Annotated in this window: 18 protein-coding genes; 9 read left to right on the top strand and 9 right to left on the bottom strand. The window is 71.7% G+C overall.

The window, feature by feature from the left end; translation table 11 throughout:
* The 8 genes from L2I40_RS06770 to L2I40_RS06735 form a co-directional block, all read left to right on the top strand.
* The coding region (locus L2I40_RS06770; protein ID WP_237214115.1) for a DUF2252 domain-containing protein at positions 1 to 1,321 on the top strand (1,321 nt) is incomplete at its 5' end.
* Positions 1,322 to 1,409: 88 nt separating this feature from the next.
* The gene (locus L2I40_RS06765; protein ID WP_237214114.1) at positions 1,410 to 3,128 is read left to right on the top strand and encodes a SulP family inorganic anion transporter; all 1,719 of its coding nucleotides are present in this window, start codon (positions 1,410 to 1,412) and stop codon (positions 3,126 to 3,128) included.
* Positions 3,129 to 3,360: 232 nt separating this feature from the next.
* Positions 3,361 to 4,734: a bifunctional enoyl-CoA hydratase/phosphate acetyltransferase gene (locus L2I40_RS06760; RefSeq protein ID WP_237214113.1), complete on the top strand. Its 1,374-nt coding sequence runs from the start codon at positions 3,361 to 3,363 to the stop codon at positions 4,732 to 4,734.
* A complete protein-coding gene (locus L2I40_RS06755) occupies positions 4,731 to 5,900 on the top strand; it encodes an acetate/propionate family kinase (RefSeq protein WP_237214112.1) in 1,170 nt (389 codons plus the stop codon). Before L2I40_RS06760 ends, L2I40_RS06755 begins: the two co-directional genes overlap by 4 nt.
* 9 nt (positions 5,901 to 5,909) lie before the next feature.
* Positions 5,910 to 6,695: an enoyl-ACP reductase FabI gene (fabI, locus tag L2I40_RS06750; protein WP_237214111.1), complete on the top strand. Its 786-nt coding sequence runs from the start codon at positions 5,910 to 5,912 to the stop codon at positions 6,693 to 6,695.
* A 77-nt stretch (positions 6,696 to 6,772) separates the two neighbouring features.
* Positions 6,773 to 7,228, top strand: coding sequence for a hypothetical protein (locus tag L2I40_RS06745; protein ID WP_237214110.1), 456 nt, complete (start codon positions 6,773 to 6,775; stop codon positions 7,226 to 7,228).
* A 113-nt stretch (positions 7,229 to 7,341) separates the two neighbouring features.
* Positions 7,342 to 7,821 carry a hypothetical protein gene (locus L2I40_RS06740; protein ID WP_237214109.1) on the top strand — a complete coding sequence of 160 codons (480 nt, stop codon included), beginning with the start codon at positions 7,342 to 7,344 and terminating at the stop codon, positions 7,819 to 7,821.
* Between the two features lie 3 nt (positions 7,822 to 7,824).
* The gene (locus tag L2I40_RS06735) at positions 7,825 to 9,060 is read left to right on the top strand and encodes an HlyD family secretion protein (protein ID WP_237214108.1); all 1,236 of its coding nucleotides are present in this window, start codon (positions 7,825 to 7,827) and stop codon (positions 9,058 to 9,060) included.
* 87 nt (positions 9,061 to 9,147) lie between these two features.
* On the opposite strand, the gene L2I40_RS06730 is transcribed toward L2I40_RS06735, so the two are convergent.
* From L2I40_RS06730 to L2I40_RS06715, 4 genes are read right to left on the bottom strand one after another with little or no spacing between them, the layout of a single operon-like run.
* Positions 9,148 to 10,323: an amidase gene (locus L2I40_RS06730; protein ID WP_237214107.1), complete on the bottom strand. Its 1,176-nt coding sequence runs from the start codon at positions 10,321 to 10,323 to the stop codon at positions 9,148 to 9,150.
* Positions 10,310 to 12,652 carry a xanthine dehydrogenase family protein molybdopterin-binding subunit gene (locus L2I40_RS06725; protein WP_237214106.1) on the bottom strand — a complete coding sequence of 781 codons (2,343 nt, stop codon included), beginning with the start codon at positions 12,650 to 12,652 and terminating at the stop codon, positions 10,310 to 10,312. Before L2I40_RS06725 ends, L2I40_RS06730 begins: the two co-directional genes overlap by 14 nt.
* Complete coding sequence (locus L2I40_RS06720; RefSeq protein WP_237214105.1) at positions 12,652 to 13,134, bottom strand: (2Fe-2S)-binding protein; 483 nt, start codon at positions 13,132 to 13,134, stop codon at positions 12,652 to 12,654. Before L2I40_RS06720 ends, L2I40_RS06725 begins: the two co-directional genes overlap by 1 nt.
* On the bottom strand, positions 13,131 to 13,997 hold the full coding sequence (locus tag L2I40_RS06715; protein WP_237214104.1) for an FAD binding domain-containing protein: 867 nt from the start codon (positions 13,995 to 13,997) through the stop codon (positions 13,131 to 13,133). The genes L2I40_RS06720 and L2I40_RS06715 overlap by 4 nt, the downstream gene beginning before the upstream one ends.
* A gap of 135 nt (positions 13,998 to 14,132) precedes the next feature.
* Here L2I40_RS06715 and L2I40_RS06710 point away from each other — a divergent pair, with 135 nt between their 5' ends.
* Positions 14,133 to 14,687, top strand: coding sequence for a nucleoside 2-deoxyribosyltransferase (locus L2I40_RS06710; RefSeq protein ID WP_237214103.1), 555 nt, complete (start codon positions 14,133 to 14,135; stop codon positions 14,685 to 14,687).
* On the opposite strand, the gene L2I40_RS06705 is transcribed toward L2I40_RS06710, so the two are convergent.
* The 5 genes from L2I40_RS06705 to L2I40_RS06685 form a co-directional block, all read right to left on the bottom strand.
* Positions 14,670 to 15,560 carry a polysaccharide deacetylase family protein gene (locus L2I40_RS06705; protein ID WP_237214102.1) on the bottom strand — a complete coding sequence of 297 codons (891 nt, stop codon included), beginning with the start codon at positions 15,558 to 15,560 and terminating at the stop codon, positions 14,670 to 14,672. The genes L2I40_RS06710 and L2I40_RS06705 overlap by 18 nt on opposite strands.
* On the bottom strand, positions 15,560 to 16,333 hold the full coding sequence (locus L2I40_RS06700; protein ID WP_237214101.1) for an ABC transporter ATP-binding protein: 774 nt from the start codon (positions 16,331 to 16,333) through the stop codon (positions 15,560 to 15,562). Before L2I40_RS06700 ends, L2I40_RS06705 begins: the two co-directional genes overlap by 1 nt.
* A complete protein-coding gene (locus L2I40_RS06695; RefSeq protein ID WP_237214100.1) occupies positions 16,326 to 17,174 on the bottom strand; it encodes an ABC transporter permease in 849 nt (282 codons plus the stop codon). Before L2I40_RS06695 ends, L2I40_RS06700 begins: the two co-directional genes overlap by 8 nt.
* Complete coding sequence (locus L2I40_RS06690; protein ID WP_237214099.1) at positions 17,174 to 18,127, bottom strand: ABC transporter substrate-binding protein; 954 nt, start codon at positions 18,125 to 18,127, stop codon at positions 17,174 to 17,176. The genes L2I40_RS06695 and L2I40_RS06690 overlap by 1 nt, the downstream gene beginning before the upstream one ends.
* 19 nt (positions 18,128 to 18,146) lie before the next feature.
* The coding region (locus L2I40_RS06685) for an allophanate hydrolase-related protein (RefSeq protein WP_456305730.1) at positions 18,147 to 18,402 on the bottom strand (256 nt) is incomplete at its 5' end.

Raw genomic sequence — 18,402 nt, 5'->3', positions numbered from 1 at the left:
ACTCGCGAAGCGGACGCCGCTGAGGGCCCACGCCGCCTGGCGCGCGGCGCAGCGCCAGCACGACCCTATCGACCTGCTGATCGAGAGCAGCCAGGGCCGCATCGAGCACCTCGTCCCCATCCGATATGCGCGCATGCTGGCCAACCCCTTCGCCTTCTATCGCGGCTCGGCGGGGATCATGGCGGCGGACCTGTCGCGCACGCCCTCGACCGGCGTCCAGCTCCAGGCCTGCGGCGACTGCCATGCGGTGAACTTCGGCGGCTTCGCGACGCCGGAACGGCGCATCGTCTTCGACATCAACGATTTCGACGAGACCTCACCCGCGCCCTGGGAATGGGACGTCAAGCGGCTGGTCGCGAGCTTCGTGCTGCTCGGCCGCTACCGGAACTTCTCGCTCGACGACACGCGGGAATGCGCGTGGCGCGCCGCGCGCGCCTACCGCAAGCGTATGGCGCGCTATGCGGAGATGCCGATCCTCGAGGCCTGGTACGACAGCTTCGACCTCGAGGACTTGCTTGAGGCAACCGGCAACGCCGCGCTGCAGAAGAAGCTCGAGAGGAAGATCCGCGAGGGAACGGAGGCGTCGAGCCACGCGCTCGAATTCGAGAAGCTCGCCCTGCGCAGCCGGCCGGAGCCGCGCATCCGCGACCAGCCGCCACTGATCTATCACGTCGATGACGAGCGCGGCCGCCACTTCCGCGACGACATCGCCGAATCCTTCCGTCGGTACAGGGAATCGGTCATGCCGTCGGTGGCCACGCTGCTCGACCGCTACCGGCTGGTGGACGTCGCGATGAAGGTCGTGGGGGTGGGCAGCGTTGGCACGCTCTGCGCCATGGTGCTGCTGATGTCGGGCTCCGGCGATCCGCTGTTCCTGCAGGTGAAGGAGGCGCGGCGGTCGGTGCTCGAGCCCTATGCGGGCGCCAATCCGGTGGCGCATCCCGGCGAGCGCGTGGTGCGCGGCCAGCGGCTGATGCAGGGGGCGAGCGACATGTTCCTCGGCTGGCTCACCGGCGCCGGCAAGGGGCATCCGAACCTCTATGTCCGGCAGCTGAACGACGTGAAGGTCAAGCCGCAGATCGAGGTCGCGATCCCCTCCGGCAGCAAGGTCTACGCCCGCTACACGGGCATGGCGCTGGCGCGCGCGCATTGCCGGTCGGGCGATCCGGTGCTGCTCAGCGCCTACATGGGCGACGGCGAGGCCTTCGAGGACGCGATGGCCGATTTCGCCGCCGCCTATGCCGACCAGGCCGAGCGCGACCACGAGGCCATGGTCGCCGCGGTGCGCGCCGGTCGCATCGAGATCCGTTCGGAAGCCTGACGTCGGGCGCGCGAGAGAGGGAACCGATGCGCATGCCGAGGCCGGCGCGACCCTCGACCGGCATCGGGCCAGCCGGGTGGCGGGCGTGATGTCCGCCGAGCGGCCCGATGGCTCGCGGCGGGACAGGGGAGGCGTCGCTGCCTTCTTCCCGCCGCTCGGATGGCTGCGCGGCTATTCCGCGGCGTGGCTGCGCGGGGACGTCGTGGCGGGGGTGACCCTCGCCGCCTACGCCCTGCCGGTGGCGCTGGCCTACGCGACGCTCGCCGGCCTGCCGCCACAGGTGGGTGTCTACGGATACATGCTGGGCGGCCTCGGCTACGCGCTGCTCGGCTCCTCCCGCCATCTCGCCATCGGTCCGACCTCGGCGATCTCGCTGATGGTCGCGGCGAATGTCGGCGCCATGGCCGGGGGGGACGCGGCGCGATACCTCGCGATCGCGAGCCTCGCGGCGTTCACCGTGGCGGTTCTCTGCCTGATTTCCTGGGCGCTGCGGCTGAGCGTCCTGGTCAAGCTGATCAGCGACAGCATCCTCGTCGGCTTCAAGGCGGGAGCCGGCATCACCATCGCGGTGACGCAGCTGCCCGCGCTGTTCGGCGTCGCCGGCGGCGGGCACAACACGATCGAGCGCCTGGTCAGGCTGGCCGGCCAGTTGCCGGGGCTCAGCATGGCGACGCTCGGTGTCGGCCTCGCCGGTCTGGCGCTGCTGGTCGCGGGCGGCAGGGCATTGCCGGGCCGCCCGATCGCGCTCGGGGTCGTGGTGCTGTCCATCGTCGCGGCGAGCCTGTTCGGCCTCGCCGGGCATGGCGTCGTGGTCACCGGCCCGATTCCCGCCGGTCTTCCCGAGCTGGGGCTCCCGTCGCTTCGCATCTCGGACGTCGAGGGCATCGTGCCGCTCGCTGCCGGCTGCCTGCTGCTCGCCTATATCGAGGGCGTCTCGGCGGCGCGCAGCTTCGCGGAGAAGCACGGCTACGCGCTGAACCCGCGGCAGGAATTCCTCGGCATCGGAGCGGCGAACCTCCTTGCCGGGCTGGGCCACGGCTATCCCGTCGCCGGCGGGCTCTCGCAATCCGCCGTGGCCGAGAAGGCGGGCTCCCGGACGCCGCTGACGCTGGTCGTCGCCTCCGCCACCCTTGGCGTCTGCCTGGTGTTCCTCACCGGGCTGCTCGCCGACCTGCCGAAGGCGACGCTGGCGGCGGTGGTGCTGACGGCGGTGGCGGGGCTGATCAACATCCCCGAGCTCGCGCGGCTCTGGCGCCTGAGTCGCATGGATTTCGCGGCCGCCGCCGTGGCGCTGGTCGGCGTGCTGCTGCTCGGCATCCTGCAGGGCATCCTGCTGGCGGCGCTTGCCTCGGTCCTGATGATGCTCATCCGTGCGAGCCGTCCGCATGTCGCCTTCCTAGGCCGCATCCCTGGGACGACGCGCTACGGCGACCTGATGCGCCATCCGGAGAACGAGCCCATCCCCGGGATTCTGGCCTTCCGCCCCGAGGGCTCGCTGCTCTACGTCAACGCGGAGAACGTGCAGGACGCGGTCCTGGCGCGGCTCGCGGCCCAGCCGCACGGTTCCATCCGGCTCGTGGTCTGCGACCTCTCGGCTGCGCCGCACATGGATCTGTCGGCGCTTGCGATGCTGCGCAAGCTCGTCGCGAGCCTTGCGGAGCAGGGCATCGGCTTCGCGATCGCGGGCGCGCGCGGCCGGATCCGCGACCTGCTCCGGCGCGACGGCTTCGCCGACCTCGTCGGCGGCATCTCGCGCACCGCGACGATCGAGACCGTCCTCCGCGAGGCGGAGGGGCGGAGGACATGACCCAGGGCGCAGCCCATCCTCCGGAAGTCGCGACGCGGCACGTCGTCGCGACGGCGCGGCTCGGCCGGAACGTGCCGGGGGACGATCGCGTCCGGCCAGGCTTCGCAATTGCGAGAAATCAATGCGGGACGGCTGGACGTGAGGGTAGGGATGGTCGCAACGCTGGTGCGCCGCCGGCGCGCAAGAGCGCCGGCAGCGCCGGATGCGACCGCGAGAGTTGAGGAGAGGCGCCTTGAGTAGCCGGGACGAGATCGCTCCCCTGATCGGACTGTCGCGGCGCGACGCCGCGCCAGGGATGTCGGCGACGAGCGAGCATGTGCTGCAGCAACGCGGCTTCGACGTCGTCGCGGCGCTGTTCGGGACGCCGAACGCCGAGCCGGCGAAGCTGCCGGACGCGGCGCTCGCGCTGCTGATGCACGGCATCATCCTGGATTTCCTGGCCCGCCGCATGCCGGGCCCGGGCAGCGAGATGCTGTCGCAGGAGATCCGCTTCGTCATGGACCCGGCCGTCGGCGACACGGTCCTCGTCTCCGGCACGCTGGCCTCGCGACCCGCGGAGGACACGGCGAAGGTCGTGCTGACCGTGGACTGCGCCCGTGGGCGCCTGGCCGAGGGCAGCGTCCTGGTGCGGCTACCGGAAGAGACGGTGACGCTGCGGCCGGAGACGCGGCCCGACATCATCCTCCACACGCACCGCCACCTGGAGCGCCTGATGGAGAGTGCGGCCCGCGCGCCGACGCTCACCGCCGCGGTGGCCTGGCCCTGCGACCGCGACAGCCTTCTCGGGCCGCTGCAGGCGATGCGCGACGGGGCGCTGCGGCCGATCCTGGTCGGGCCGCGCGGCGAGATCGAGAAGGCCGCCGCCGCCGCAGGCGTCTCGCTGCAGGGTGCCGAGGTGGTGGACGCCGCGACACCCGTCGAGGCCGCGGTGGCCGCCGTGAAGCTCTGCCGGGCAGGTGCTGCGGAGGCCCTGATGAAGGGCAGCCTGCACACCGACGAACTGATGAGCGCGGTCGTCTCGCGCGAGGGCGGGCTGCGGACCGCCCGGCGCATCAGCCATGTCTTCGCGATGGACGTGCCGTCCTACCCCAAGGCGCTCTTCGTCACCGACGCCGCCATCAACATCGCCCCCGACCTGACGACCAAGGTGGACATCGTGCAGAACGCGGTGGACATGCTCCGCGCGCTCGGCAATCCGCAGCCGAAGGTCGCGATCCTCTCGGCGGTGGAGACGGTGAACCCGAAGATCCCGGGCACGCTGGACGCCGCCTTGCTGTGCAAGATGGCGGATCGCGGCCAGATCACCGGCGCGCTGCTCGACGGGCCGCTCGCCTTCGACAACGCGATCAGCCGTGCCGCGGCGCAGATCAAGAAGATCGTCTCGCCGGTCGCGGGCGACGCCGACATCCTGGTCGTCCCGGACCTCGAGGCCGGGAACATGGTGGCGAAGCAGCTGAGCTACCTGGCCGGCGCGGACAGCGCGGGCATCGTGCTCGGCGCGAAGGTGCCGATCATCCTGACCAGCCGGGCCGACAGCGTGGCTTCGCGCCTCGCCTCCATCGCGCTGGCGCGGCTGCTGGCGGCGGCGAAGGAGAAGGCAGCTTGAGCGAAGACCTGATCGGCGTCGTCAATGCCGGCTCCTCCTCGCTGAAATTCTCGATTTACCAGGGCGACGCCTGCCTGCTGAACGGCCAGGTGGACGGCATCGGCGTGCGGCCCGCGGCGAAGGCGAAGACCGGTGCCGGCGAGGCGCTGCCGCCGCCCGATCTTTCCGCCGTACCGCCGACCACGCCCGCGGAGGCGCTGGTGGCGCTGATGCCCTGGCTGCAGGACTGGCTCGCCGGCCGCAGGCTCGCCGCTATCGGCCACCGCGTGGTGCATGGCGGGCCGAACCACGCCGCGCCGCAGCGCGTGACGGCGGCGCTGCTGGACGAGCTTGCGGCCTTCGTCCCGCTCGCGCCCCTGCACCAGCCGCACAACCTCTCGCCGATCCGCGCGACGATGGAGCGCAATCCGTCTCTGCCGCAGGTTGCCTGCTTCGACACCGGCTTCCATCGCACCATCCCCGAGGTCGCGCAGGTCTTCGCGCTGCCCTGGGAGATGGCCGAGCGCGGCATCCGCCGCTACGGCTTCCACGGCCTGTCCTACGAGTACATCGCCTCGGTCCTGCCGCAGGCGGCGCCGGAGATCGCGGGGGGGCGCGTGGTGGTGGCGCATCTCGGCAACGGCGCCTCGCTCTGCGCCATGAAGGCCGGGCGCAGCATGGCGACGACGATGGGGTTCTCGGCGCTCGACGGGCTGCCGATGGGCACACGCTGCGGGCAGCTCGACCCCGCCGTCGTGCTGCACCTGATGACGGCGGAAGGCATGGACGCCAAGGCAGTGGAGGCGCTGCTGTACCGGAAGTCCGGCATGCTGGGCCTGTCCGGCGTCTCGTCCGACTTCCGCGACCTGCTGGCGAGCGACGTGCCGCGCGCGCGCTTCGCGATCGAGGTCTTCGTCCACCAGGTCGCGCGCAACGTCGCCTCGCTGGCCGCCGCGCTGGGCGGGCTCGACGGCCTCGTCTTCACGGCGGGCGTCGGCGAGAACGCGGCGGCGATCCGCCAGGCGGTCTGCGAGGCCTGCGGCTGGATGGGCGTCGAACTCGACCACGCGGCCAACGCGGCGCGCGGGCCGCGCATCACGGCCGCGGGCAGTCGCGTCGCCGGCTATGTGATCCCAACCGACGAGAACCTGATGATTGCCCGCCATACGCGGGCGGTCCTCGGCTGAGGAGCTTCGATGACACAACCCGATCGCCTGCCGCCCGTCCTGACCGGCAAGAAGGCGCTGGTCGTCGGCGTCGCCAATGACCGCTCGATCGCCTGGGGATGCGCCGCCGCCATGCGCAAGGCCGGCGCCGAGATCGCGATGACCTATCTGAACGAGCGTGCGAGGCAGCATGTCGAGCCGCTGGCGCAGCAGGTCGGCGCGCCGCTGTTCCTGCCGCTCGAGGTCCGCGACCCGGCCCAGGTGGACGCCCTGTTCGAGGCGATCAGCAAGGAGTGGGGGCGCCTCGACATCCTTGTCCACTCCATCGCCTTCGCGCCGAAGGAGGCCCTTCAGGGACGCGTGGTGGATTGCCCGCGCGACGGCTTCCTGACCGCGATGGATGTTTCCTGCTGGTCCTTCCTCGACCTGGCGCGCCGCGCGGAGCCGCTGATGAAGGACGGCGGCACGATGCTGACCATGTCCTATCTCGGCGCCAACGAGGTCGTGGACAACTACGGCATCATGGGCCCGGTGAAGGCGGCGCTGGAATCCGCCGTGCGCTACGTCGCGACCGAGCTCGGCCCGAAGGGCATCCGCGTGCACGCCGTCAGCCCGGGGCCGCTGGCCACGCGGGCGGCGTCCGGCATCAAGGATTTCGACGACCTGATGGAGCGCGTCTCGTCGCGGGCGCCGGCGCGGCGGCTGGTGACGATCGAGGAGGTCGGCGCGGCCTGCGTCTTCCTCGCCTGCGACTACGGCGCCGCGATGACCGGCGAGACGCTCTACATCGACGGCGGCTACCACATCCTGGCCTAGCCATCCCGGCGGCAACTGCAACGGCGCTACCATCACCAGCACGAACACCAACACCAAGAGCGGACGGGACACCTGTCATGAGCATTTTCGGCAAGGAATTCAGCGCCGACGCGGTGCGCAACTTCATCAAGGAGAAGAAGGAAGCAGCCGCGGCGGAGCTTCGGGCCTATGAGGCCGCGCAGAAGGCCGAGCGCGAGAAGCTGAAGGCGAGCTTCGAGGAGCGCGAGGTGAAGCCCGAGGCGCTGGATCGCATCGCCACCCTCGTCGCGAAGCAGATCGACCGCGGCGAGAAGCAGGCGCTGGTCCTGCAGTTCCCCTCCGACTGGCTGCCCGACCAGGGGCGCGCCATCACCAACCGCGATCCGGAGTGGCATACGAAGCTCGAGGGCTTCCCCAAGCGCGCCCACGACTTCTTCGAGAAGGAGCTGGCGCCGCGCGGCTTCCAGCTGAAGGCGGAGATCCTGGACTGGCCCGGCGGCATGCCCGGCGATGTCGGCTTCATCCTTACCTGGAAGCGCCCGGAGGAGGAATGACGCGTGACCCGGGGTCGGTGCTATCCTCCGTGCCGGAGCCTGGTTCCCGTGGGGGAGGCGACACCGTCTGACTTCGCCGCGGCGTCGCGGCATCGGGCCGAAGGGACATCTTCTTGACCGTCGCGATACACCCAGCTGCACCGCATCATCTGCCCTTCTTCATCCCGGGGCCGGACGGCTCCGATCCGCTGCTCGTCGGCACCGGGATCTTCCTGATCGTGGCAGTGGTGGCCTTCGGCCTGATCTTCCTCCGCCTGCACACGCTGCCGGAGCGGATGGCGCATCGCGGCCACAAGCTGCAGTTCGAGATCGTCGCCGTGCTCGGCCTGCTGGCACTGTTCACCCACATCCACGCCTTCTGGGTCGCCGGCCTGCTGCTCGCCCTGATCGACATCCCGGACTTCACCGGGCCGATGCGGCGCATCGCCGGCTCGACGGAGCGCATGGCGGGCCTGCCACCGGGCGGCGGCGACACGGCGGAGAACGCCGCGACGGGCCCGTTCCACGCCGCCGAACACCCCCAGGGTCCTACGCCGCCGGATGCCGTGCCTGAGCGAGCGCGCACCCGCGTCGCCGAGCATCACGAGGCCTGACCGATGCTCGAACTGATCGTCTGCTCGATGCTGACCATCCTGCCCGACTACCTGTTCCGGCGCTACGCGCAGGGCAAGCGGATCGGCCGCGAGATCACGCTGTTCTCCGTCTGGTTCGAGCTGCGCTGGGGCATCGTCGGCTGCCTGATCCTGACGATCAGCCTGATCACGCTGGTCTTCTACTTCCATCCGTCCTCGACCTATGTCAGCGCCGTCTACCGCAGCGTGCCGGTCCTCTCCGAGGGGGTCGGCCGTGTTGCCGAGGTCTATGTCCGCGGCAGCGAGCGCGTGGAGGCGGGCCAGCCGCTGTTCCGCCTGGACGACGCGACGCAGCGCACCGCGGTGGAGACGGCGCGGCGGGGGGTCGCGGAGGTGGACGCCGCCGTCGTCGCGGCGCGTGCCGACCTGCTGCAGTCCGAGGCGCGCGTGCTCGAAGCGCAATGGAACCTGCAGCAGGCGATCGACGAGTTCGAGACGAAGTCGGAACTCGCCCAGCGCGACGTCGTGGCGCGGCGCGAGGCGGAGCGGCTCGGGGTGCTGGTACGCTCGAGGCAGGCGGGCGTGGCCGCGGCCGAGGCTGCGAGGGCCGCGGTGGAGGCCCGCCTCAACGAGCAGCTGCCTGCCCAGCGCGCGAGCGCCGAGGCCGCGCTCGCCCAGGCGGAAGCCGAGCTTGCAAAGACGGTGGTCCGCGCCGGCGTGACCGGGCGTGTCGAGCAGTTCCTCCTCCAGCCGGGCGACATCGTGAACCCGATGCTGCGCCCGGCCGGCGTCCTGCTGCCGGAGGACCACGGCCTGCTGCGCCCGGTGCTCGCGGCCGGCTTCGGCCAGATCGAGGCTCAGGTCATGCGTCCCGGCATGCTGGCGGAGGCGACCTGCGCGTCGCTGCCCTGGCGCGTCATTCCGATGGTCGTGACGAATGTGCAGGGCTTCATCGCGACCGGTCAGGTGCGCAGCACCGACCAGCTCATCGACCTGCAGCAGTTCCGCCAGCCTGGCACCGTCCTCGCGGTTCTGGAGCCGCTCTTCGAAGGCGGGCTGGACGACGTCGTGCCCGGCAGCAGCTGCATCGCCAACGCCTACACCTCGAACCACGAGGCGCTGCAGCAGCCGGGTGTCGGCGCGATGCGGCGCCTTGGGCTGCACGCGGTCGATGCAGTCGGCCTGGTGCACGCCATCCTGCTGCGCATCCAGGTGGCGTTGCTGCCCTTCAAGACCCTGGTGCTGGGCGGCGGGCACTGACCGGTCGCTGACCCGCGGCCATGCGGCACGGGGCTGAGGCCTGCGGGGCGGGCAGCTTCGGCAGTCCCGCCGCCGGCGCCCCGCCCGTCACGGCGCCGCGGCGAGATCCAGCAGCGCCTCGTCGCTGCCTGGCATGCCCATCAGCGCGAGGCCGAGGGGCAACCCCCCGACCTCGGCCAGCGGCAGCACGAGCACCGGCGCGCCGAGAAGGCCGCCGATCGCGGTGATGCGCGTGACGCGGTTGCGCAGCGGCCACATCACGCTGCGGGGCTGGCCGCGCAGCGGGGCGGCGAACGGCGTTGCCGGATAGGCGACGACGCTGCGGCCGCCGTCGAACAGCTCTTCCACCCGCGCGCGCAGCACGGCGCGGAAACCGGCGGCCTGCGCGACCTCCTCCGCCGAACGGTCGCGGCCGGCGAGGAAGTTGAGCGCGACCTCCCAGGTGAAGCGCGGATTGCGGGCATCGATCCAGGCCTCGAAGCTCTCCCAGGCCTCGCGCTGCTGCAGCGCCCCCTGCTGCGCGAACCACCCGCCGACCGGCGGCTCGGCACAAAAGGCGCGGTGCTCGGCGCGGCCGAGCAGGCGCTCGAGCGCGGGCAGCGCTGCCTGCGTGGCGGATGCCGCGGCGGGATCGGCCAGCGCGGCGATGTCGGTCGCGAAGACCAGGCGTTGTGGCCGCTCCACGGCCGGCGCGGGGTCGAGCAGCACTGCGCCGGCGCGGCGCAGCGTGGCGGCGTCGCGCGCGAACCAGCCCAGCGTGTCGAAGCTCGGCGCCTGGCCGAGCACGCCGTCGAGCGACACGCGGCCATGCGTCGGGCGGATGCCGTGGATGCCGCAGAAGCTCGCCGGCGCGCGCACCGAGCCGCCCGTGTCGGTGCCGAGAGCGAGGTCCGAGAGACCTGCCGCCACGGCGACGGCGGAGCCGGAGGAGGAGCCGCCCGGCACGCGATCCGGGGCGCGCGGATTGACCGGCGCGCCCTCCTGGCTCGTCTCGCCGAAGATGCCGCGGGAGAGCTCGTCCGTATGCGTCTTGCCGACGCAGCGCGCACCGGCGGCGAGCAATCGTGCCACCACTTCGGCATGGCGCGCGGCGGGCGGGCGGTCGGCCCAGTCGGGATTGCCGGCACGCGTGACCCAGCCGGCCAGGTCGATCAGGTCCTTCACCGCGAAGCTCAGGCCGGCGAGCGGGCCATCCGCCGCGGGCTCCGGCAGCGGGCCTGTCGCGGGCAGGAAGGCGCCGAAGCGGTCGTCAGCCGTCGCCATGCGCGATCTCCCACAGGCGTGACGGGGAGAGGGGGATCTCAGTGACCTCGATGCCGCGCGCGGGCAGGTCGAGCGCGTCCTCGATCGCTTGTGCGAAGAGCGCGCCGACCGGGATCGCGCCGCCTTCGCCCGCACCCTTGGTGCCGAGCGGGTTGAGCGGAGAGGGCGTCTCGGTGTGCAGCACCTCCATGCGCGGCACGTCGAGCGCCGTCGGGATCAAGTAGTCGGCGAGCGAGGCGTTCAGCAGCTGCCCGTCCTCGGTCCAGGCGAGCTGCTCGAAGAAGGCGTTGCCGATGCCCTGCGCGACGCCGCCCTGCACCTGGCCGGCGAGGATCAGCGGGTTCAGTACCGTGCCGCAGTCATGCACCACCACATAGCGCAGGATGGTCGGGCGCATCGTCTCCGCGTCGAGCTCGATCACCATCGCATGCGCGCCGGCGGCGGTCGCGCCCATCTCTGGGCCGAAATAGCTGGTCGCTTCCAGCCCGGGTTCCGTGCCCGGCTTCACCGCGCCGCGCAGCGGGTTCGCCAGCTGCGCGAGCGCGCCGAGGGTGATGTGACGTTCCGGCACGCCGGCGATCGAGACCTTGCCTTCCTCCAGCACCAGATCGGCCTCGGCGCATTCGAAATGCTCGGCGGCGGCCTTGAGGATTTTGGCGCGCACCGCGGTGGCGGCGCCATGCGTCGCGGCACCGGCGACCACGGCGCCGCGGCTGGCGAAGGTGCCGACGCCCCAGTCGAACTGGTCGGTGTCGCCGGTCGTCACCTCCACGTCGCGCGGATCCACGCCGAGCTGTTCGGCGACGACCTGCGCGAAGGCGGTGAAATGGCCCTGGCCCTGGGTGCCGATGCCGGTCGCGAGCGTGACCTTGCCGCTCGACTGCACGCGCACCTTGGCGCCCTCGTAGGGGCCAATGCCGGTACCCTCGACATACATGACGAGGCCGAGGCCGAGATGGCGGCCCTCCGCGCGCGCCTTCGGCTGTTCCTCCGCCACGAAGCGGTCGTAGCCGATGGCGTCGAGCGCCTTGCCGAGGATCGGCGCATAGTTGCCGCTGTCATAGGTGAGCGGCGCGAAGTCCTGGAAGATGATCTCGTTGCGGTAGGGGAAGCGGTCGGGCGGGATCAGGTTCCGCCGCCGGATCTCGATGCGGTCGAGGCCGACGACCCGTGCCGCGGCGTCCATCAGCCGCTCCATCACGAAGACGCCGTGCTGGCGGCCGGCGCCGCGATAGGGCGTGACGAGGGTGCGGTTGGTGTAGACCGCGCGGAAGCGGGATTCATAGGCCGCGATGTCGTAGCAGTTCAGCAGCGTGCACTGGCTGTTGAGCGGCACCGTCAGCCCGTAGGGATTGTAGGCGCCGGTATCCATCAGGAACTCGTCGCGCACACCGAGCACGCGGCCCTCCGCGTCGAGCGCGATCTCGGCCTCGTGGATCTGGCCGCGTTCGTGGGTGGTGGCGGTGAAATGCTCCAGCCGGTCCTCGATCCACTTCACCGGGCGCTCGAGTCGCAGCGCGATCCAGGGGACCAGCACTTCCTCCGGATAGAACATCATCATCTTCGGCCCGAAGCCGCCGCCGATGAAGGGCGCGATGACGCGGACCTGCCGTTCTGACAGCCCGAGCATGGCGGCGAGGCCGTTGCGGATGACGACGGGCGCCTGGGTCGTGTCCCACACCGTCAGGCGATCCGCCTTGCCGTCCCAGGCGGCGACGATGCCGCGCGTCTCCATCGGGATGGAGGCGCCGCGGTCGTAGAGGAAGCGGCGGCGGATCACATGCGCGGCCCGGGCGCGCGCGGCGGCGTAGTCGCCCTTCCGCTGCACCACCTCGGCGGCGATGTTGTCGGGCAGGTCGGGATGCACGCGCGGCGAAGCCGGGGCGACGGCGGCCTCGAGATCGCCGACCACGGGCAGGGGCGCGTAATCGACGACAATGTCGCCCAGCGCGTCCTCCGCGACGTAGCGGCTTTCGGCCACGACCATCACGATCGGCTCGCCGAGATGGCGCACCACGCCCTTGGCCAGCGGCACCTGGCAGCGCTGGCGGAAGGTCATGCCGGCGATGGGCGGCGGCGGGACGAGCAACGGACCGGGCTTCCAGTATTCGCCGAGGTCGTCCGCCGTGATGACCGCGAGGACGCCTGCGCGGGCCTTCGCCGCCGCGGTGTCCACGGCGCGGATCTCCGCATGCGCGTGCGGGCTGCGCAGGAAGGCGGCGTGGAGCATCCCTGGCAGCTCGACATCGTCCACGAAGAGCGCGCGGCCGGTCAGCAGCCGCGGATCCTCGTTGCGGGTCAGCGGCCGGCCGATGTGGCGCGTCTCCATCACCGGGCCTCCCGCAGGCGGCGCGCGGCGAGCAGCACGGCATCCACGATGTGCTGGTAGCCGGTGCAACGGCAGAGATTGCCGGAGAGCGCGTGGCGCACCTCCTCCTCGCTCGGGTCGGGCGTCTCCTCGAGGAAGGCGGAGACCGTCATCAGGATGCCCGGCGTGCAGTAGCCGCATTGAAGCCCATGCGCGTCCTGGAAGGCCTGCTGCAGGACGGAGAGCGTGCCGCGCGTCGGCGCCAGGCCCTCCACCGTCGCGATGGCATGGCCATCCGCCTGCACGGCGAAGATCAGGCAGGAACGGACCGGCGCGCCGTCGAGGCGGATGGTGCAGGCGCCGCACACGCCGTGCTCGCAGCCGACATGCGTGCCGGTCAGGCCGAGCTCGTGGCGCAGGAAGTCCGACAGCAGCAGCCGCGGCTCTACCTCGCGCCGGTGCGCGACGCCGTTGACGGTGACGGTGACGGGGATCCGGCTCATGCCGCGCGCTCCCAGGCTAGGCGCAGCGCCCGCGCGGCGACGACGCCGGCGAGGTGGCGCTGGTACGCGGGGCTCGCCTGCACGCTACCCATCGGCTCGACCTCCTGCCGCGCCAGGTCGGCGGCGGCGGCGATGTCCGCCTCCGTGAGCCGCGTGCCGACCAGCGCGGCGCTAGCGCGCGGCGCGAGCATCGGCGTCGGGCCGGCGCTGCAGAAGGCGAGGCGTGCCGCCGTGCAGACGCCGTCTGCGTCCCGCGCGACCATCGCCGCCACGCCCATCATCGCGTAGTCGCCGCGCCGCCGCGCGACCTCCAGGAAGGCGGTGCCGGCGCCGCGGGGCAGGGCCGGGATGCGGATCTCCGCCAGCATCTCGTCCGGCTCCAGAGCGGTGGTGAGCGGGGCAAGGAAGAAGGACGCCGCCGGCATGTCGCGCGCGCCGCGCGCGCTGCGCAGCACGAAGCGCGCATCGAGCGCCAGCATCACCGCCGGCATCTCGGAGGCCGGGTCGGCGTGGGAGAGGTTGCCGCCCAGCGTGCCGCGGTTGCGGATCTGCGGATGCGCGACCTCGTGCAGCGCCTCGGCCAGGATCGGATGGTTGCCCGCCGTCGCATCGCGCTCCACCCGCGCGTTGCGCGCCATGGCGCCGATGCTGAGCGTGCCGTCGGCCTCGGCCAGGATCGCATCGAGCCCGACGACGCGGTTCAGGTCCACCAGCACGGCCGGCTGCGCCACCCGGAAATTCATCGCGGGTACCAGGCTCTGCCCGCCGGCGAGGAAGCGCGCCTCCTCCCCGAAGCGGGCCTTGAGCGCCAGCGCCTCCTCGATGCTGCCCGGCGTGTGCCAGTCGAAGGGCGCGGGCTTCAACGGACATTCCTCATCCGCCGCAGATTGGCAGGCAGGCGCGTCCCGTCGAGGGGGCTCCGTGCGTGGGACGCGCGCCGCGCCGCCGCGGGCTGCCGCCCGCTTGCGCAGCCTGCCCGGCCGGTGGTCAGGTGGGGCATGCTCGCCTACCTCGCCGGACCCGACGTCTTCCTGCCCGATGCGCCGGCCCATGCCGCCCGGAAATCCGCGATCTGCGCCGCGCATGGCATCACCGCCCTGCCGCCGCTGAACGAGGACGTGGCGAGCCTCGCCGCGATGGGCGAGGAGGAAGCCTGGCGCACGATCTTCGCCAAGGATGTCGCGATGATGGAACGCGCCGACCTCGTCATCGCGAACCTCACGCCGTTCCGCGGCGCCTCCGCAGATGCGGGCACGCTGGTCGAGCTCGGCTGGTTCCTCGGCCGCGGCAGGCCGATCTTCGGCTATTCGAACACCGCGACGCCCTTCGCCGCGCGCAGCGCCGCGCTGCTGGCGCGGATGCCGGATCCGATGCCGGGGCTGACGGTGGGCGGCTTCGGCCTGCCGGACAACCTGATGATCCCGGGCGCGGTGGAGACGGGCGGCCACCCGATCCTGCTGCCGGAGGGCGGGCGCGACCTGCCCTTCGACAGCCTGGAGGTGTTCGAGCGCTGCGTGGCGCTCGCGGCGAAGGCGCTAGCTCGGGTCGCCTGACGCCAGGTACCAGGCGCGAAGCTCGCGCCCCTGCATGAAGACGACCTCCGGCCGCGCCGCGAGGTCCTCCATCAGCGCCTCCAGCGCCGCGATGCGATGCGGCACGCCGGTGATGTAGGGGTGGATCGCGATGCACATCACCTTGGCGCCGCCGAGCGGGCCTGGCGAGGCGGCTTCCGCGATCAGCCGGTCGGCCTGGCGCAGCGCGCGGATGCGCAATTCGTCCGAGCCGTGGTGCTGGATCATGCTGAGCGGGATGTCGTTCAGCTCGACGCTGTAGGGCATGGTCAGCACCTCGCCATGCGCGGTGGCGAGCCGCGCCGGGCGGTCGTCCACCACGAAGTCGGCGATGTAGCGGATGCCGGCTTCGGCCAGCAGGTCGGGCGTCTCCAGCGTCTCGGTCAGGCCGGGGCCGAGCCAGCCCTCGACGGGCTCGCCGGTGAAGCTGCGGATCGTCTCGACGGTGCGGAAGACCATGTCGCGCTGATCGGTGACCTTGTGCGTCGGCACCTGCACGAAGCCGTGGCCCATGAATTCCCACCCCGCATCGCGGGCGGCGCCGGCGACGCGCGGATAGGCGGTGCAGACCGAACCGTTGACGCTGAGGGTCGGCCGGATGCCGAGGCGTGCGAAGAGTTCGGCAAAGCGCCAGAAGCCGACCCGCATCCCGTATTCGTGCCAGGCCCAGTTCGGCACGTCCGGCAGCATGGTCACGCCCGTCGGCGGCGAGAGCACCTGGCGCGGCATCGGGTTGTCGATCAGCCAGTTCTCGACATTCACCACGGGCCAGACGGCGAGCGTCTTGGCGTCCGGTAACTCGATCCGCGGCCGGTCCACCGCGGCGGTGTAGCGGAGCCGTTCCTCGGGGCGCATCACGCCGCCTTCTTGGCGTGGTGGCTGTGCAGCCGTGCGGAGAGGTCGCGGCGGACGTCGTTGAACTCCGGGGAGGCGACGTCGCGCGGGCGGGGCAGGTCGATGCGGTGCTCGCTGGCGATGCGCCCCGGGCCGGGCTCCATCACCACGACGCGGTCGGCGAGGAAGATCGCCTCCTCGATCGAATGCGTGACGAACAGGACCGTGAGGCCGGTGCGCTGCCACAGGTCGAGCAGCTCGTCCTGCAGGCGCTCGCGCGTCATGGCGTCCAGCGCGCCGAAGGGCTCGTCCATCAGCACGATCTCGGCGTCGTTGGCCAGCACGCGCGCGATCGCGACCCGCTGCTTCATCCCGCCCGAGAGCTGGTGCGGATAGGCGTCCGCGAAGCGCGTCAGGCCGACGAGCGCGACGAAGCGTTCCACGATGTCGCGCGTCGCGTCCCTGCCGAGGCCGCGGCTCGCCGGCCCGAATCCGATGTTCTCGCGCACCGTCAGCCAGGGAAACAGGCCATAATCCTGGAAGACCATGCCGCGGTCGGGGCCGGGTTCGGTGATCGGCTTGCTCCACATCAGCGCGCTGCCCGCGGTCGGCGCCTCGAAGCCCGCGACGATCCGCAGCAGGGTGGATTTGCCGCAGCCCGAGGCGCCGATCAGGCAGACGAACTCGCCCTTGCGGACCGTCAGGTTCGCGTCGCGCAGCGCCTCGATGCGCGCGTCGTTCAGCGTGTAGGTCTTGCCCACGCCCTGGATGTCGAGGATCGGCAGCTCAGCCACGGTGCATCGGGCTCCAGCGCAGCAGGCGGTTCATGAGCATCACGACGAGGCGGTCGGAGACGAAGCCGGCGATGCCGATCACGATCATCCCGCAGATCACGAGTTCGGTGCGGCTCAGCGTGCGGCCATCCATGATGACGGCGCCGAGGCCCTGCGGCACGCCGGTCATCTCGCCTACCACGATGACGAACCAGGCCAGCCCCAGTCCCAGGCGCAGGCCGGTGAAGATGGAGGGCAGGGCGGCCGGCAGCACCACCTTGAAGAACTGCGCGTTGCCGCGGCAGCCGAGCATCGAAGCAGCCTCGAACAGCCGCGGCTCGACGCTGCGGACGCCGAACACCGTGTTGAGCAGGATCGGGTAGAAGGCGCCGAGGAAGACCAGGAAGAAGGCCGATCGCGGACCGAGGCCGAAGAGGATCATCGACAGCGGCAGCCAGGCGGTGACGGGGATCGGCCGCATCAGCTGGAGGAAGGGGTCGAAGAGCTGGGCGATCAGCGGGATGCGCCCGATCAGGAGCCCCATCGGTACCGCGACCAGCGCCGCGAGCGCGAAGCCGCCATAGACGCGCTGCATCGACGCGAGCAGGTGCAGGTGGAGCGTGGCGGAGAAGGCATCGTCCCAGATGCCCCCCACCGCGAAATCCACCATGTATTCCGCCACCTCGGCCGGCGAGGGGATCAGGCGGGTCATCCCCGCCTTCACCGCCAGGTGCCAGAAGAGCAGCAGCAGCGCCGGCACGATCAGCGCCAGCAGCGCCGGCCGGGCGCGGGCGAGGAGCTTCGCCCCGCCCGTCCCCGCCGCCGGTGCGGCGACCGTGCCGCTCGCCGTCAGGTCGCTCATCAGGACGTCGCGACCTCGTTGGAGAAGCGCGGGTTCAGGAAGGTCGACCAGTTCGGCTGCTGTCGGATCTGCCGGAGCTCCTGCATGTGCTGGCCATAGGTGCGGGCCTGCGTCATCACCGTCTCGTCGAGGCGCCAGATGTATTCGACGTTGCCGGCGGCGAGCGCGTGCTCCACCGCCGCGCGCGGCGCGCCCAGGATGCGCACCGTGGCGTCGGCGACCTCGCGCGGGTTGGCCATCATGTATTCGCTGGCGCGGCGGTGCACGCCGAGCATGGCGCGGACCAGCGCCGGATCCTGCGCCGCCACGGCCTCGCTGGTCGCCCAGATCATGTTGAGGCCGCCCATCGCGGTGCCGTAGGGGTATTCCACCAGCTGGCCGACGCCTGAAGAGATCGACAGGCCTGGGCCCGGCTCGGCGCCGACATAGGCGTCGATGTCGCCGCGCGCGAGCATCGCGTGCATCTCGCCGAAGGGCACGCGGACGCTGGTGATGTCACGGATGGTCATGCCGGTTTGGCGCAGGCGCTCCAGGATGAAGACCTCCTGCGTCGAGCCCGGCCAGATGCCGACGCGGCGGCCGCGCAGCCCGGCGATGTCGCGGATGTCGGAGCCGGCGCGGCTGACCACGCCCATGCCGCGGTTGCAGAAGGCGCCGGCGACGACGACGGGCTCGCCGGCCGCGGCGCCCAGGATGGCCGCGGCGATGCCGAAGCCGCCGAAATCGACGCTGCGGGTGACGACGGCGTTCTTGCCGTCGGTCGGGCTGTCGAAGGTGGTGATCTCGACGCGCAGGTTGGGCGGCAGGAAGCGCTCGTAGAAATGCGGCGTCATCGAATGGATGAGGCGCAGCGAGCCCATCTTCACGGTGCGTGGCGCCTGGGCGTTGGCGACATGCGGGGCGGCAAGCAGCGCGGTCGTCCCGGCGAGGAGGTGGCGGCGGCGGATCATCATGCGGTCTCCCTGTGGCGGATCAGGCGGGGGTCGGGGTCAGCGAGGCGAGGAAGGCGCGCCAGCCGCCGAAGCGGCTGATCTCTTCGGCGTCGGCGAGGCCCTCGGGCTCGACGAGGAAGCCCTTGGGCGTGCTGCCGTCCTCGAGGCGGAGCGTGCCGATGCAGAGCGGCGGCGGGATCGCGGCGACGAAGCGGGCGAAGCCCTCGGGCGGCAGCGCCCAGACCTCCGTCGCGATGGCATGGCCGCGGCCCGCCGCGACGCGCAGCAGGCCGGGG

This window comes from Falsiroseomonas oryziterrae (assembly GCF_021864505.1).
In the GTDB taxonomy this organism is placed as follows: Bacteria; Pseudomonadota; Alphaproteobacteria; order Acetobacterales; family Acetobacteraceae; genus Falsiroseomonas; species Falsiroseomonas oryziterrae.
The sequence above is the reverse complement of the archived record's forward strand: the minus strand, read 5'-3'. Positions and strand labels throughout refer to the sequence as shown.